Source organism: Streptomyces polyrhachis, assembly GCF_042663125.1.
Taxonomy (GTDB): domain Bacteria; phylum Actinomycetota; class Actinomycetes; order Streptomycetales; family Streptomycetaceae; genus Streptomyces; species Streptomyces polyrhachii.
On the sequence record NZ_JBHSZO010000064.1, the window covers coordinates 1 to 15,034 of the forward strand.

Sequence of the window (15,034 nt, forward strand, 5' to 3'; positions counted from 1 at the left end):
CGGCCAGGGCGCCCGCGTCCCCCGGCGGGACGGCCAGGCAGGTCTCGCCGTCGGGTCCGGCGACCTCGGGGATGGCGCCGCCGGTGGTGGCGACCAGCGGGGTGGCGGTGGCCATGGCCTCGGCGGCCGGCAGCGAGAAGCCCTCGTACAGCGACGGCACGCAGGCGACCTGCGCCCCGCGCACCAGGTCGACCAGCTCGGCGTCGGAGACGCCCTTGACGAAGCGGATGGCGTCGTGGAGGCCGAAGCGCTCGATGGCGGCGGCGACCGGCCCGTCGTCGGCGCGCTTGCCGACCACCACCAGATGGGCGTCGGGCCGCTCGGTACGGAGCTTGGCGAGCGCCTCGACGAGATGGACCAGGCCCTTCAGGGGTACGTCGGCGCTGGAGGTGGTGACGATGCGGCCGGGGACCTCGGCGGTACAGGGGTCGGGCGAGAAGAGCTCGACGTCGGCGCCGACGGGCACGACGTGGACGCGCTCGGGCCGCACTCCCAGATCGGCGGTGATCTCCGCCCGCGAGGACCCGGAGACGGTGAGGACGGACGGCAGCCGCCGGGCGACCCGGCCCTGCATCCGCGTGAAGCCGTACCAACGCCGCACGGACAGGCGGCGCTTGGCGTCCGCCGCGGCGGCCAGCTCCAGGCGGCGGTCGACGGTGATGGGGTGGTGGATCGTGGTGACGAGGGGGGCGCCCAGCACCCGGGGGCCGCCGAGGAGCCCGTAGCCGAGGGTCTGGTTGTCGTGGACGACGTCGAAGTCGCCGCGCCGGGCGGCGAGCAGCCGGCGGGCCCGCAGGCTGAAGGTCAGCGGCTCGGGGAAGCCGCCGGTCCACATGGTGGCGACCTCCAGGGCGTCCACCCAGTCGCGGATCTCCTCGCGCGCGGGCGTACGGAACGGGTCGGGCTGGCGGTAGAGGTCCAGGCTCGGCAGCTCGGTGAGCGTGACGCCCTCGTCGAGCACGGGGTAGGGCTGCGCGCCGATGACCTCGACGCGGTGGCCGAGGCGGGCCAGCTCGCGGGAGAGGTGGCGGACGTAGACGCCCTGGCCGCCGCAGAAGGGGTTCCCCTTGTAGCTGAGCAGGGCGATGCGCAGTGGTTGCTCAGCAGGCACGCGTGGCCCCCTTCTCACTGCGGTTCTGCCGGAGCGTAACCGCTCACGCTAATGTAGAACAAGTTTCAGACGGGTCGATCGAAGTCATGAATCTACCGGCAGGTAGAGCCTGGGGGCGGCGGTGATCAGGTGATTCACACCACGGAGGGCACGCTCACCGAGCGGCAGGAGGCCCGGCGCGGTCGCATCCTGGCGGCCACGGCCGAGCTCGCCAACAGCGGCGGTTTCGACGCGGTGCAGATGCGGGAGGTGGCGGACCGCGCCAACGTGGCGCTGGGCACCCTCTACCGCTACTTCCCGTCGAAGGTGCACCTGCTGCTGGCCGCGCTCCACGACCGCCTGACCCTCCTGCACGAGACGCTGCGCGAACGCCCTCCCACGGAGCCCACCCCCGGCGGCCGGGTAGCCTCCACCCTCCTGCGGGCGTTCCGCGCCCTGCAACGCGAACCCCACCTGGCGGAGGCGATGCTCCGCGCCCTGCACTCCGCGGGCCGCGCGGCCAGCCCGGACGTGGACGAGGTCTCCCGCCTCACCACCACCATCATCGTGGACGCGATGTCGCCCACCGAGCCCCACCCGGCAGCGGTCCGCGTCATAGAGCACACCTGGCACGCCACCCTGATCACCTGGCTGGCAGGCCGCGCCACCATCCCCCAGGTCCACCAGGACATCGAAACGGCCTGCAGACTGGCGGACCTACCCCCTCAGTAGAGCGGCGCAGACCAGGAACGCCCCGCCCTCCCCGGCCAGGACTCCCGTACCGACACGCCCCCGAGCGCACCCGCACCCGGCCTACCCGTGTGAGGGGCCCGGAGCGACGACTCCGAAAAGACGCACCGCAACGCAGGCCCCCGACAGAGCAGCAAATCGACCGATGGCAAGTACATCCCTATGGCTTTTCGGAGTTGTCGCGGAGAGGCCCCGCCCCCAACGCGAAGAAGCCCGCCCCCCGACGCGAAGAGCCCCCGCCCCGGATGCAGCGCAGATCACGCCCCGCCCCCGCCCCGCCCCGCGAAGCCGCAGGTAAGGTGTTCCCGTCCCCGCGGGGGAAGTCCGGTGCAACCCCGGCGCTGACCCGCAACCGTGTACGTGCCGCCCCGCGGCCCGTGAGCCGGAGTACCCGCGACGGACACGATTGGCTCCCGGCACCGCCCGACCACGGGCGGCCCACCCCCGTCGAGGTATACGGGGCCGAGCCCGGCGCCCACAAGCAAGCCCCGTCCCCGAGGCTGCCGCAGGCCGGCGCCGTGCCGCCCCTCCTGAGGAAAGGCACCGGCCACCCATGGCTCCCCGCTTCACCACCACCCGCACCACCCTCGCGGCGACCACCGCCGCCGCGGCCCTGTGCCTCACCGCGGCCCCCGCGGCCCACGCCGCCGGGACCCCCGGCCCCTACGGCACCGCCGACGCGCAGTACGACGGCGTCTGGCGCACCTCCCTGGCGATGCTGGCCCAGGACGCCGTGGGCACCGTCCCGGCGAAGGAGGCCGTCGCCTGGCTGACGGGCCAGCAGTGCGCGGACGGCGGTTTCGCCGCGTACCGCAAGGACACCGCGCGGGCCTGCGACGCCAAGACGGAGGACAGCAACGCGACCGCGATGGCCGTGCAGGCGCTCGCCGCGCTCGGCGGCCAGGACGCGGTGACGGCCAAGGCGCTGACCTGGCTCAAGGGTATCCAGAACAAGGACGGCGGCTTCCCCTACAACCCGGGCGGCGCGAGCGACGCCAACTCCACCGCGGTGGCGGTAGGCGCCCTGACCGCGGCCGGCGAGAAGCCCGCGGAGATACGCAAGGGCGGCAAGTCGCCCCTGGACGCGCTGGCCGCCCTGCAGCTCCCCTGCGACGCCCCGGCCGCCGACCAGGGCGCGTACGCCTTCACACCGGACAAGGGCAAGCTCTACGCCAACGAGTACGCGACGGCGGCCGCCGCCCTCGCCGCCCGCGGCAGCGGGGCGCTCGTCGCGGACGAGGCGGCCAAGGGCGACACCCCCGTCAAGGCCCCCATCTGCGCGAAGGACCGCGCCCCCGAGGACGCCGCGGAGGCCGCCGACGCCTTCCTGGCCGGGCGGATCGCCGCCAACGGCGGCTTCCTGAAGGACCTCAGCGGCAAGGCGCCGGACCCGAACACCACCGCCTGGGCGACCCTCGCGCTGGCGGCCGGCGGCCACCGCAGCGCCGCGCTGGAGCCGTACGCCTGGCTGGAGAAGAACGCCGCCGCGTGGACCAAGGACAGCCCGGCCGCGCTGGGCACGCTGGTGCTGACGGTCAGGGCGGTCGGCAAGGACCCGAAGGACTTCGCCGGTACGAACCTGCTCGCCGCGCTCGACGCGACCGGCCCCAAGCCGCAGGCGGCGCCCGCGAAGACGGTGGCTCCGGCGGCGGCGGAGAAGAAGGACGACGGCGGCTTCGGCGCCACGACCTGGATCATCCTGGGCGTCGGCCTGGTCGCCGGCGTGGGCGGCGGCCTGCTGGCCAGCATGCGCAAGAAGAACGCCCGGCCGTGACCCGTACCACCAGAGCGCTCGCGGTCCTCGCGCCCCTCGCCGCCCTCCTGGCGGCGGTGGGCGCGGGGCCCGCGCACGCGGCGGGCTACCGCTACTGGTCCTTCTGGGAGCGCGAGGGGGCGGCCTGGGCCTACGCCCAGCAGGGCCCCGGCACCGCCCGCCCCGCCGACGGCGACGTGGTCGGCTTCCGCTTCGCGGTGAGCGAGGACTCCGCCGACGCCACCCGCCCGCGCGGCGGGGCGGACTTCGCGGCGCTGTGCGCGGACACGAAACCCGCGGCGGACCGCAAACGGGTGGCGTTCGTCCTGGACTTCGGCACCCGAGCGGACTCGGCCGACGGCGCCGTACCCCCCAAGCCGCGCACCGCCTGCGCGCTCGTCGCCCAGGACGCGACGGCGGCCGACGCGCTGGCGACGGTCGCGGAGCCGCTGCGCTTCGGCGACAACGGCCTGCTGTGCGCCATCGCCGGCTATCCGCGTACGGGCTGCGGGGAGACGGTGTCGGAGAAGAAGCCCGCGTCGGACAAGCCCGCCGAAGCAGCGCCCGACCCGGCAGCCGACGAGGGCCCCTCCGCCGGCCTGCTCGCCGGCGCGGCGGCCCTCGCGGTGCTCGCCGGTGCGACGCTCTGGCAGGTCAGGCGCCGGCGCGGATGACGCGGACAGCCGGCGCCCTGCCTCCCGCCCGAGCCGCCGGGCGCACCGGGCACACCGGGCGCACCGCCCGCCACCGCCTGGCCGCCCTGCGCGCCCCCGAGGCGCACCGCTCCAACGCCCTGCACCCGGCGGCCTGGTGGCTGTGGGCGCTGGGCCTGGCGGCGGCCGCCTCGCGGACCACCAACCCGCTGCTGCTGGGCCTGCTCGTCGGGGTCGCGGGATACGTGGTCGCCGCGCGCCGCACGGACGCCCCGTGGGCCCGCGCCTACGGGATGTTCCTGAAGCTGGGGCTCGCGGTGCTCGTCATCCGGCTGGTCTTCACCGTGGTGCTGGGCTCCCCGGTCGGCGGCACGCATGTGCTCTTCACGCTGCCCGAAGTCCCGCTGCCCGACTGGGCGATGGGGATCCGGCTGGGCGGCCGGGTGGTGGCCGAGCAGCTGAACTTCGCCTTCACCCAGGGCCTGCGGCTGGCCACGCTGCTGATCTGCGTGGGCGCGGCCAACGCGCTGGCCAACCCGGCGCGGCTGCTGAAGTCGCTGCCGGGCGCGCTGTACGAGGCCGGGGTGGCGGTGGTCGTGGCGATGACCTTCGCCCCGCACTTCGTCGCGGACGTGGTGCGGCTGCGCGCCGCGCGCCGGCTGCGCGGGCGCGGCGACCGGGGGGTGCGCTCGGTGCTCCAGGTCGGACTGCCGGTGCTGGAGGGGGCGTTGGAGCGCTCGGTGGCGCTGGCCGCCGCGATGGACGCGCGCGGCTACGGGCGCCGCGCCGAGGTGGCGCGCGGGGTGCGCCGCACCACCGCCGCGCTCACCGTCGGCGGTCTGCTGGGGGTGTGCGCGGGGACGTACGGACTGCTGGCGGCGCAGGGCGCGGGCTACGGGCTGCCGGTGCTGGTGCTCGGGCTGGCCGCCGCGCTGGCGGGGCTGCGGCTGGGCGGGCGGCGGGCGGTGCGCACCGTGTACCGGCCCGACCGCTTCGGCACGCGCTCCTGGCTGGTGGCGGGCTCGGGCGCGGCGGTGGCGGCACTGACGGTGTACGCGGCGCGGTACGCGCCCGGGGCCCTCAACCCGCCCGTCGTACCGCTGCGGGCGCCGGAGCTGCCCCTGTGGCCGGCCGCCGGCCTCCTCCTGGGCCTTCTCCCCGCCTTCGTCGCGCCCATCCCCCCGCGGACGCCGCCCTCCCCCGGGCCGACCCCGTCCGACACCTCGTACGACCCGCCCCCCGCGCCGCGCAAGGAGTCCCCCGCGTGATCCGCTTCGAAGACGTCTCCGTCACCTACGACGGCGCGGCCGCCCCGGCGCTGCGGGGCGTCGACCTGGCCATCCCGGAAGGGGAGTTGGCGCTGCTGGTCGGCCCCTCGGGGGTCGGCAAGTCGACACTGCTGGGCGCGGTCAGCGGGCTGGTCCCGCACTTCACCGGCGGCACCCTGCGCGGCCGGGTCACCGTCGGCGGGCGCGACACCCGGCTGCACCCGCCGCGCGAACTGGCCGACCTGGTCGGCACGGTGGGCCAGGACCCGCTGGCGCACTTCGTCACCGACACGGTGGAGGACGAGCTGGCGTACGGCATGGAGTGCCTGGGCCTGCCCGCCGACACCATGCGCCGCCGGGTCGAGGAGACCCTCGACCTGCTGGGCCTGGCGGAGCTGCGCGAGCGGCCGATCGCCTCGCTCTCCGGCGGGCAGCAGCAGCGCGTCGCGATCGGCTCGGTGCTGACCCCGCACCCGAAGGTGCTGGTGCTGGACGAGCCGACCTCCGCGCTGGATCCGGCGGCGGCGGAGGAGGTCCTCGCGGTGCTCCAGCGGCTGGTGCACGACCTGGGCACCACGGTGCTGATGGCGGAGCACCGGCTGGAGCGGGTGGTGCAGTACGCGGACCAGGTGGTGCTGCTGCCCGAGGCGGGCGCGGCGCCGGTGACGGGCACCCCGGCGGAGATGATGGCCGTCTCGCCGGTGTATCCGCCGGTGGTCTCGCTGGGGCGGCTGGCGGGCTGGACGCCGCTGCCGCTGTCGGTACGCGACGCGCGCCGCCGGGCCGGGGCGCTGCGGGAGCGGCTGGCGGAGGTGACGCCGCAGGAGCCCGCCGCGCCGGCCCGTACGGTCGAGCCGCCCCGACTCCCCGTGTCGACAAAGCGCTTCGGTCTCTTCCGCCGCAGGCCGCAGACCGCCGCAGCCCCCGCCTCTGCCTCCGGGACAACGGGCGCGACCCCCGCCGCCGTCCTGGACGGCGTCACCCTGCGGCGCGGCCGCACCGAGGTGCTGCGCGACGTCACGCTCTCCCTCGCCCCCGGCGAGACCGTCGCCCTCATGGGCCGCAACGGCGCCGGCAAGTCCACACTGCTGCGCACGCTGGTGGGCATGGAGGCGCCCAGCGCGGGCCGGGTGCGCCTGCCGGGCGGCGCCGCGCCGCGCACCACCGCGCCGCGCGAGCTGCTGCGCCGCGTGGGCCTCGTACCGCAGGACCCCCGCGACCTGCTGTACGCCGACACGGTGGCCGGGGAGTGCGCGGCCGCCGACCGCGACGCCGGCGCGGCGGCGGGAAGCTGCCGGGCGCTGGTGGACGAACTGCTGCCGGGCCTCGCGGACGCCGCGCACCCGCGCGACCTCTCCGAGGGGCAGCGCCTCGCGCTCGCCCTCGCGGTGATCCTCACCGCCGAGCCCGCGCTGCTGCTGCTCGACGAGCCCACCCGCGGTCTGGACTACGCGGCCAAGCACCGCCTCGCCGGCGTGCTGCGCGAGCTGGCGGCGCGCGGGCACGCGGTCGTGCTGGCGACGCACGACGTGGAGCTGGCCGCCGACGTCGCCCACCGGGTCGTCATCCTCGCCGAGGGCGAGGTGGTAGCGGACGGGCCGATGGCCGAGGTGGTGGTCTCCTCGCCGGCCTTCGCCCCCCAGGTCACGAAGATCATCGGGAGCGGTCCGTGGCTGACGGTGCCGCAGATCCGCCGCGCGCTGGAGGCGGCGTGACGACCGCCGCCCGCCCCGTCCGCCTGGGCCCGCGCGCGAGTGCCGCGCTGGCCCTGGTCAGCCTCACCGGCGTCGCCGCCTTCGGCTGGCCGCTGCTCGCCTCCGCGCAGACCTCCGTGGACCACGCCGCCGAGGCGCCCTGGCTCTTCGCGCTGCTGCTGCCGCTGCTGCTCGCGGTGCTGATGGGGGTGCTCTTCGACGGCCGGGCGGCAGAAGACGCCGGCACGGCAGCCGACAGGAGTACGGGCGCGGCCCTTCCCGCCGCGGCCGGCGTGGACGCCAAGTCCATCGCCATGCTCGGCGTCCTGGCGGCGGTCGGCGCCGCCCTGCGCCCGCTCGGGGCCGGAACGGCCGGCCTGGAGCCGATGTTCTTCCTCCTCATCGTGGCCTCCCGCGTCCTGGGGCCGGGCTTCGGCTTCGTGCTGGGCGCCACCACGATGTTCGCCTCCGCGCTGCTCACCGGGGGTGTGGGGCCGTGGCTGCCGTTCCAGATGCTGTCGATGGGCTGGGTCTGCCTGGGGGCGGGACTGCTGCCCGGGGCCGAGCGGCTGCGGGGCCGCGCGGAGGTGTGGCTGCTTGCCTCGTATGGAGTAATCGCGGCCTTCGCTTATGGGCTGATCATGAATTTCCAGGGCTGGCCGCTGACGACCCGGGGACTCCCCTCGGACCTCGCCTTCGTACCCGGCGGCGCGGTCGGCGAGAACCTCGGCCGCTTCCTCGCATACTGCCTGGCCACGTCGATGGGCTGGGATCTCGGCCGGGCGCTGACGACCTTCGCGTGCACCCTGGTGGTGGGGGCCCCCGTACTGAAGGCCCTGCGCCGGGCGACGCGCAGGGCCGCGTTCGGCACGCCGGTCCGCTTCGAATAGGCACCCGGGAGGCGGAATAGTTCATTCCTATCCGGCGGTGCCCATCTCACATCTGAGATACGTTCGCCCCATGGCAGACGACTACCTCGTACGCATCGGCCTCCTCATCCGCAACGCCCGCCAGCACCGCGGATGGACCCAGTCCCAACTCGCCGAAGCCCTCGGTACCAGTCAGAGCGCGGTCAACCGCATCGAGCGCGGCAACCAGAACATCTCCCTCGACATGATCGCGCGGATCGGCGCCGCCCTGGACAGCGAGATCGTCTCGCTCGGCACGGCCGGCCCTATGCACCTGAGGGTATCGGGCGGCCGTCAGCTCTCCGGCGCCATCGACGTCAAGACCAGCAAGAACGCCTGCGTCGCCCTGCTGTGCGCCTCGCTCCTCAACGCCGGCCGCACGGTCCTGCGGCGGGTGGCGCGGATCGAGGAGGTCTACCGGATCCTCGAAGTACTGGGCAGCATCGGCGTCAAGGCCCGCTGGATCAACGGCGGCGGCGACCTGGAGATCATCCCGCCCGCCGAGCTGGACCTGGCGTCCATCGACGCCGAGGCGGCGGTGCGCACCCGCAGCATCATCATGTTCCTCGGCCCGCTGCTGCACCGCACGGACCGCTTCAAGCTGCCCTACGCCGGCGGCTGCGACCTGGGCACCCGTACCGTCCAGCCGCATCTGAGCGCCCTGCGCCACTTCGGGCTGGCCGTCACCGCCACCGACGGCGTCTACCACGCCGAGGTCGAGCCCGGCATCGCCCCGCAGCGCCCCATCGTCCTGACCGAGCGCGGCGACACGGTGACGGAGAACGCGCTGCTGGCCGCCGCCCGCTACGACGGCACCACGGTGATCCGCAACGCCAGCTCCAACTACATGGTCCAGGACCTGTGCTTCTTCCTGGAGCAGCTGGGCGTGGAGGTCGAGGGCATCGGCTCCACCACGCTGACCGTGCGCGGCGTTCCCGACATCGACCGCGACGTGGACTACTCCCCCTCCGAGGACCCGGTCGAGGCGATGAGCCTGCTGGCGGCCGCCGTGGTGACCTCCTCGGAGCTGACGATCCGCCGGGTGCCGATCGAGTTCATGGAGATCGAGCTGGCCGTGCTGGACGAGATGGGCCTGGACCACGACCGCAGCCCGGAGTACGTGGCGAACAACGCCCGCACCCGGCTGGTCGACCTCACGGTCCGCCCCTCGAAGCTCCAGGCGCCGATCGACAAGATCCACCCGATGCCGTTCCCCGGCCTGAACATCGACAACGTGCCGTTCTTCGCGGCCATCACGGCCTCCGCGCACGGCTCCTCGCTGATCCACGACTGGGTCTACGACAACCGCGCGATCTACCTCACCGAACTGACCCGCCTGGGCGCCTCGGTGAAGCTCCTGGACCCGCACCGCGTCCTGGTCGAGGGCCCCACGCGCTGGCGCGAGACGGAGATGATGTGCCCGCCGGCGCTGCGCCCGGCGGTGGTCGTCCTGCTGGGCATGATGGCGGCGGAGGGCACCTCGGTGCTGCGCAACGTCTACGTCATCAACCGCGGTTACGAGTCCCTGGCCGACCGCCTGAACTCGGTGGGCGCGCGCATCGAGACCTTCCGGGACATCTGAGGCACCACCCCACGGGCCAGGACCCGGCGGGGCGACTCCGGTCGCACCGCCGGGTCCTGTCGTACGGGCGGCGGACGCAGGGCGGGGACCCGGCGGTCAAGAGCGCCGGCGGTGATCATCGTCACCCCGGCGCCCTTCCCCCGGGATGGCATGGGCACGTAATCTCTCGCCAACCCGAGAGGGAAGCGTTCCCCAACCGACCAGCCCGGACGAGGAGTTCCACCTTGCCCCGTGTCCACAGCTCCGACGGCACCACCCCCCGCCGCCGCCCGCTGCCCCGCCTGATCGGCACAGCCGGCGCAATCGGCACAGCCGCCGCGCTCTGCGTCCTCGCCCTGCCGGGCGGCGCCGCCGCCGGCTCCCCGGCCGACCGCGCCCCGGCGCCCGTCACCGCCGCACCGGCGGAGCCGGGCGTGCGGGCCATCGAGGGCTCGTACATCGTCCGGCTCAAGCCCGGCAGCGACGCCCGCGGCCTGGCCCGCGCCCTGTCGGTGAGCCCGCGCCACGTCTACGACGCCGCCGTCGACGGCTTCGCCGCCGACCTCAACGAGGGCCAACTCAAGGCGCTCGCCCGGCAGTCGGCCGTGGTGTCCATCGCCCAGGACTCCTGGGTCGACAACGCGCTGGACGCCACCCAGGCCAACCCGCCCTCCTGGGGCATCGACCGCGTGGACCAGCGCGCCCTGCCCCTCTCGGCGAGCTACACCTCCACCGCCGACGGCTCCGGCGTGCACGCGTACGTCATCGACACCGGCATCGACACCACGCACCCGGACTTCGGCGGACGCGCCCAGTTCGACCTGAACGTCATCGACACCAAGAACACCGACTGCGACGGCCACGGCACGCACGTCGCGGGCACGGTGGGCTCCACCACGTACGGCGTCGCCAAGGGCGTCCGGCTGCACGCGGTGAAGATCCTCAACTGCCGCGGCACCGGCCGCACCTCCGCCACCATCAAGGCGGTCGACTGGGTGACGGCCAACGCCCAGAAGCCGGCCGTGGCCAACACCTCCTGGAACTGGTCCTACGACGCCACCCTGGCCGCCGCCCTGACCGGGATGATGGACTCCGGTGTCTTCCTGGCCACGTCGGCGGGCAACACCGGCACCGACTCCTGCGACCGGCTGCCCCGCGCCCTGCCGCAGGCCACCGCGGTCGGCGCCACGGACAGCGGCGACAACCGGGCGAGCTACTCCTCGATCGGCGCCTGCGTCGACCTCTACGCCCCCGGCTCGTCGATCCTCTCCACCCAGCCGAACAACACCACCGCGGTGTTCAACGGCACCTCGATGGCCACCCCGCACGTGGCGGGCATCGCGGCGCTCTACAAGAGCGCCAACGGCGACACCGGCCAGGCGGCGCTGAGCGGTTGGCTCACCTCCGGCGCCACAGCGGGCGCGGTCAAGGGCAGCCTCTCGGGCACCCCGAACCTGCTGGCGTACACCGGCGGTCTGTGACCCGCGCGGACGGGCCCCCGCCCGGGGGACCCGTCCGCGAACCCGGAAGACCCGCGCCCGTACGGCGTGAGACGCTGGGCACATGTCTGTCGTGAAGATCAACGTGCTGGAAGTCCCGGCCGAGCAGCGCGAGGTGCTGGAGAAGCGCTTCGCCTCGCGGGCGGGGGCCGTCGAGGGGTCGGACGGCTTCGAGTGGTTCGAGCTGCTGCGGCCGGTCGAGGGCACCGACCGGTATCTCGTGTATACGCGGTGGAGAGACGAGGCTTCCTTCCAGGCGTGGATGGAGGGTCCCATGAAGGCGGCACACCAGGGTGGCGCGGCGGGCGGCCGGCCCGGCGGCGAGGGCGGCGGCGAGGGCAGCGGCGAGGGCGGGCAGCCCCAGCGGCCGGCGGCGTCCGGCTCGCAGCTGTGGTCGTTCGAGGTGGTGCAGAGCGCCGGTCCCGGGGCCGGCGCGTGACCGCGGGCGCGGGCACCCTCTCCACCGTCGTGCTGGCTCCCGAGCCGTACGACGGCGCCGAGGTCGCCGAGGCGGTGTGGGAGTACTTCGCCGAGACCGGCGAGCGCATCTTCGGCCGCCCCGCGACGGACGAGGAGCTGCGCGAGGCCATCGCCTGGGACGACTGCAGCGAACTCGCCCCGCCGCACGGGGTGTTCCTGGGCGCCCGGGACACCGACAACACCCTGCTGGGCTTCGCGGGCGTGCGCGCCCTCACCGAGGCCCCGGGGACCTGCGAGTTCAAGCGCATCTATGTCCGCCCCGCCGCGCGCGGCCGGGGCCTGGGGCGCCGGCTGCTGCTCGCGGCGGAGGAGGAGGCCGTGCTGCTGGGCGCGCGCCGCATCATCCTCAACACCCGCACGGTGCTGACGGAGGCGCGGGGCATGTACGCGTCGCACGGGTACGCGGAGATCCCCAGGTACATCGACGAGGACTGGGCGGAGCACTGCTTCGCGAAGGACCTGGACGTCTGAGCGGGCCGGGAGCGGGGCGGGGCGTCCGGAGAGGTCCGGGCGCCCCGCCCCCGCCTACTCCCCGCGCCGGTAGTCCCCGTCCTGCCCGTGCCTGCGGTGGTGGTCCAGGTCGTGGCCGCCGTCCGCGTCGGAGCCCGGGACCAGGGCGCGGCGGGGGAAGTTCTCGTACGGGGCCTCCTCGTCGCTGCCGTTCAGCTCCCCGCACAACTCCCTGACCAGCGCCGTCAGATCGGTCGGCCGCTCCGCGCCCCACCAGTCGCCCAGCAGCTCCCCCATCGCGTCCTCGCGGGCCTGCGCCAGCGCCATCGCCGGCGCGACGCCCTCATCGGTGAGCGTCAGGGGCAGCCCGCGCCGGGCGGCGTAGCCGCGCTCCTCCAGCTGGCGGGCGGCGGAGGTCACCACCGCGATGGGGATGTCGGCCCGTTCGGCGAGGAGCACCGGCTCCGTGGACCCGTACCGCAGCAGCCGCAGCAGCATCCAGCTCGCCGCCGGCTCCAGGTCCAGGCCGGCGCGCGCGGTGATGTCGCGGTAGAGCTCGCGGCGACCGGTGCGGCTGCTGAGGGTGGTCAGGGCGCGGCTCAGCTCCTCGCGGGAGGTGCGCTCGACGGGGTTGGTGGCGAGGGTCTCGCTGGCGTCGGGGACGGTGGCGTGGCCGCGCAGCGGCTCCTCCTTCAGGAACCAGGACAGGACGAAGGCGACCACGGCCACCGGTGCGGCGTAGAGGAAGACGTCGGTGATGGCGGTGGAGTACGCGTCGATGACGTCGCCCTGCAGGGCCGGGGGGAGCTTGGCCAGGGAGCGGGGGTCGGCCATCAGGGCGCCCTGGTCCGTGCCGGGCGGGAGCTGCTTGCCGCGCAGGGCGTCCGCCAGGTGGTGGGTGAGGCGGTTGGTGAAGATGGTGCCGAAGACCGCCACGCCGACGGAGGCGCCGATGGAGCGGAAGAAGGTGGCGCCGGAGGTGGCGACGCCCAGGTCCTGGTAGCCGACGGCGTTCTGCACGGCCAGCACCAGGACCTGCATCACCAGGCCGAGGCCGAAGCCGAAGACGAAGAAGTAGGCGTCCATCGCGAAACCGCTGGAGTGCGGCTCCAGTTGGTGCAGCAGCAGCAGGCCGACTGCGGTGATGCCCGTGCCCAGCACGGGGAAGACCTTCCAGCGGCCGGTACGGGTGATGAGCTGGCCGGAGCCGATGGAGGCGATCAGCAGGCCGATGACCATGGGCAGCATCTGCACGCCGGACATGGTCGGCGAGACGCCCCGGACGACCTGCAGGTAGGTGGGCAGGTAGGTCATCGCGCCGAACATCGCGAAGCCGACGACGAAGCCGATCACCGAGCACAGGGTGAAGTTGCGCAGCTTGAACAGCCGCAGCGGCATGACCGGCTCCGCCGCCCGCCCCTCCACGTACACGAAGGCCGCCAGCGCCGCCGCCGCCAGCAGGGCGACGCCGATGACCTGCACCGAGCCCCAGTCCCAGGTGGTGCCGCCGAGCGAGGTCACCAGGACCACACCGGTGGCGAAGGTGGCGATGAGGAGGATGCCGGCGTAGTCGATGCGGTGCGGGGTGCGGTGGCGCGGGATGTGCAGGAACGCGGCGATGGCGAGGAGGGCGACGGCGCCGATGGGCAGGTTGATGTAGAAGACCCAGCGCCAGCTGAGCTGTTCGGTGAAGAAGCCGCCCAGGAGGGGTCCCAGGACGCTGGTGGCGCCGAAGACGGCGCCGAAGAGGCCCTGGTAGCGGCCGCGTTCGCGGGGCGGGACGAGGTCGCCGACGATCGCCATGGTCAGCACCATCAGGCCGCCGCCGCCCAGGCCCTGCAGGGCGCGGAAGCCGATCAGCTCGCCCATGTTCTGGGCCATGCCGCACAGGGCGGAGCCGATGAGGAAGATGACGATGGAGGACTGGAAGAGCTTCTTGCGCCCGTACTGGTCGCCGAGCTTGCCCCACAGGGGGGTGGCGGCGGTGGCGGCGAGCATGTAGGCCGTGACGACCCAGGAGAGGTGTTCGAGGCCGCCGAGGTCGCTGACGATGGTGGGCAGCGCGGTGGAGACGATGGTCTGGTCCAGCGCCGCCAGCAGCATGCCGCTGAGGAGGGCGGCGATGGAGATCAGCGTGCTGCGGTGGGTGGCGGGGTCGCTGAGGGGGTCGCCGGAGGGGTCGGTGCGGGGACTCGCCGCCGGGTCGGTGCGGGGGTCGGTGCTACGGGCCTCGCCGCCGGGTGCGGCCGGGCGGCCCCCGGCTATCGCGCCGCTCTCCGCGTCCGCGCTCCGCTCGCCGTCGAGACCCTCACCGTCGGCCTGTTCTCGTCCCATGACCCCATACTCGCCCGTTTGTCCACCTCCGGCCTCCCGAGGCCGGCCGGGGGCCGGAGGTGGAGCCGCATCGAGACCTGGGGGCCCTGGGCAGTGAACCACCCCGTTCTGCATAATCGCTAGGCATTCGAATCGAGGAGACCCGCACGGTGAACGATCAGGCATGCCCGAAGTGCGGTGCGCCGGTGAACGCATACGGGACGCCGGGCTGCGGCTGCGCGATCCTGGAGGCGGCCCCGGGGAGCGCCCCGCACACCGATGACGGGGCGGCGACCGTGGCGATGCCCGCCGTCACCGACGAGGGGCCGATCCCGCCGGCGACCGCGACGCCGCCGGTACGCCCGTACGTCGCACCCGGCCCCGAAGCGCCCGTGTCGACCGTCGGGAACACGGTGCAGCCGCTGCTGCCCGACCAGGCCGCGACGCCTTCGGCGCCCGCTCCGGAGGACCTGCACCTCTTCGAGAACGGGGCGGGGGTCTTCGAGGACACCGCCGAGTTCGATCCGGTCGCGGGACCGGCGCCGCACGGGCCCGGCGGCGGGTGGCCCATCGGCGGGCGGCCCGTCGGCGGCCGGGCGCAGGCGCGCCACGAGC

The 15,034-nt window shown here is 74.5% G+C and carries 12 protein-coding genes and 1 pseudogene; 11 read left to right on the forward strand and 2 right to left on the reverse strand.

Going from position 1 to position 15,034, the window contains the following annotated elements; all coding sequences use genetic code 11:
• On the reverse strand, nt 1-1,111 hold a 1,111-nt coding region (locus tag ACFQLX_RS24955), incomplete at its 3' end, for a glycosyltransferase family 4 protein (protein WP_386418711.1).
• A 129-nt stretch (nt 1,112-1,240) separates the two neighbouring features.
• On the opposite strand from ACFQLX_RS24955, the gene ACFQLX_RS24960 reads away from it, so the two are divergent.
• The 10 genes from ACFQLX_RS24960 to ACFQLX_RS25005 all read left to right on the forward strand — a co-directional run bounded on the left by ACFQLX_RS24960 (nt 1,241) and on the right by ACFQLX_RS25005 (nt 12,127).
• Nucleotides 1,241-1,822: a TetR family transcriptional regulator gene (locus tag ACFQLX_RS24960; protein ID WP_386418713.1), complete on the forward strand. Its 582-nt coding sequence runs from the start codon at nt 1,241-1,243 to the stop codon at nt 1,820-1,822.
• Nucleotides 1,823-2,393: 571 nt separating this feature from the next.
• Complete coding sequence (locus ACFQLX_RS24965; protein ID WP_386418714.1) at nt 2,394-3,614, forward strand: prenyltransferase/squalene oxidase repeat-containing protein; 1,221 nt, start codon at nt 2,394-2,396, stop codon at nt 3,612-3,614.
• Nucleotides 3,611-4,267 (forward strand): SCO2322 family protein, encoded by a 657-nt coding sequence (locus tag ACFQLX_RS24970; RefSeq protein ID WP_386418715.1) that lies wholly within the window; start codon nt 3,611-3,613, stop codon nt 4,265-4,267. Before ACFQLX_RS24965 ends, ACFQLX_RS24970 begins: the two co-directional genes overlap by 4 nt.
• On the forward strand, nt 4,264-5,514 hold the full coding sequence (locus tag ACFQLX_RS24975) for a CbiQ family ECF transporter T component (protein ID WP_386418717.1): 1,251 nt from the start codon (nt 4,264-4,266) through the stop codon (nt 5,512-5,514). Before ACFQLX_RS24970 ends, ACFQLX_RS24975 begins: the two co-directional genes overlap by 4 nt.
• A complete protein-coding gene (locus ACFQLX_RS24980) occupies nt 5,511-7,229 on the forward strand; it encodes an ABC transporter ATP-binding protein (RefSeq protein WP_386418718.1) in 1,719 nt (572 codons plus the stop codon). The genes ACFQLX_RS24975 and ACFQLX_RS24980 overlap by 4 nt, the downstream gene beginning before the upstream one ends.
• Nucleotides 7,226-8,098, forward strand: coding sequence for an ECF transporter S component (locus ACFQLX_RS24985; RefSeq protein WP_386418720.1), 873 nt, complete (start codon nt 7,226-7,228; stop codon nt 8,096-8,098). Before ACFQLX_RS24980 ends, ACFQLX_RS24985 begins: the two co-directional genes overlap by 4 nt.
• Before the next feature lie 70 nt (nt 8,099-8,168).
• Complete coding sequence (locus tag ACFQLX_RS24990) at nt 8,169-9,698, forward strand: UDP-N-acetylglucosamine 1-carboxyvinyltransferase (RefSeq protein ID WP_386418722.1); 1,530 nt, start codon at nt 8,169-8,171, stop codon at nt 9,696-9,698.
• 224 nt (nt 9,699-9,922) lie between these two features.
• Nucleotides 9,923-11,158, forward strand: a complete 1,236-nt coding sequence (locus ACFQLX_RS24995; protein WP_386418724.1) for a S8 family peptidase — start codon at nt 9,923-9,925, stop codon at nt 11,156-11,158.
• A gap of 82 nt (nt 11,159-11,240) precedes the next feature.
• Complete coding sequence (locus ACFQLX_RS25000) at nt 11,241-11,615, forward strand: antibiotic biosynthesis monooxygenase family protein (protein ID WP_386418725.1); 375 nt, start codon at nt 11,241-11,243, stop codon at nt 11,613-11,615.
• Nucleotides 11,612-12,127: a GNAT family N-acetyltransferase gene (locus tag ACFQLX_RS25005; protein WP_386418727.1), complete on the forward strand. Its 516-nt coding sequence runs from the start codon at nt 11,612-11,614 to the stop codon at nt 12,125-12,127. The genes ACFQLX_RS25000 and ACFQLX_RS25005 overlap by 4 nt, the downstream gene beginning before the upstream one ends.
• A gap of 54 nt (nt 12,128-12,181) precedes the next feature.
• On the opposite strand, the gene ACFQLX_RS25010 is transcribed toward ACFQLX_RS25005, so the two are convergent.
• Nucleotides 12,182-14,440, reverse strand: a complete 2,259-nt coding sequence (locus ACFQLX_RS25010) for an MFS transporter (protein ID WP_386418729.1) — start codon at nt 14,438-14,440, stop codon at nt 12,182-12,184.
• Nucleotides 14,441-14,589: 149 nt separating this feature from the next.
• Between ACFQLX_RS25010 and ACFQLX_RS25015 the strand changes: the two are divergent.
• Nucleotides 14,590-15,034, forward strand: a pseudogene (locus tag ACFQLX_RS25015) (hypothetical protein); the annotation flags it as partial.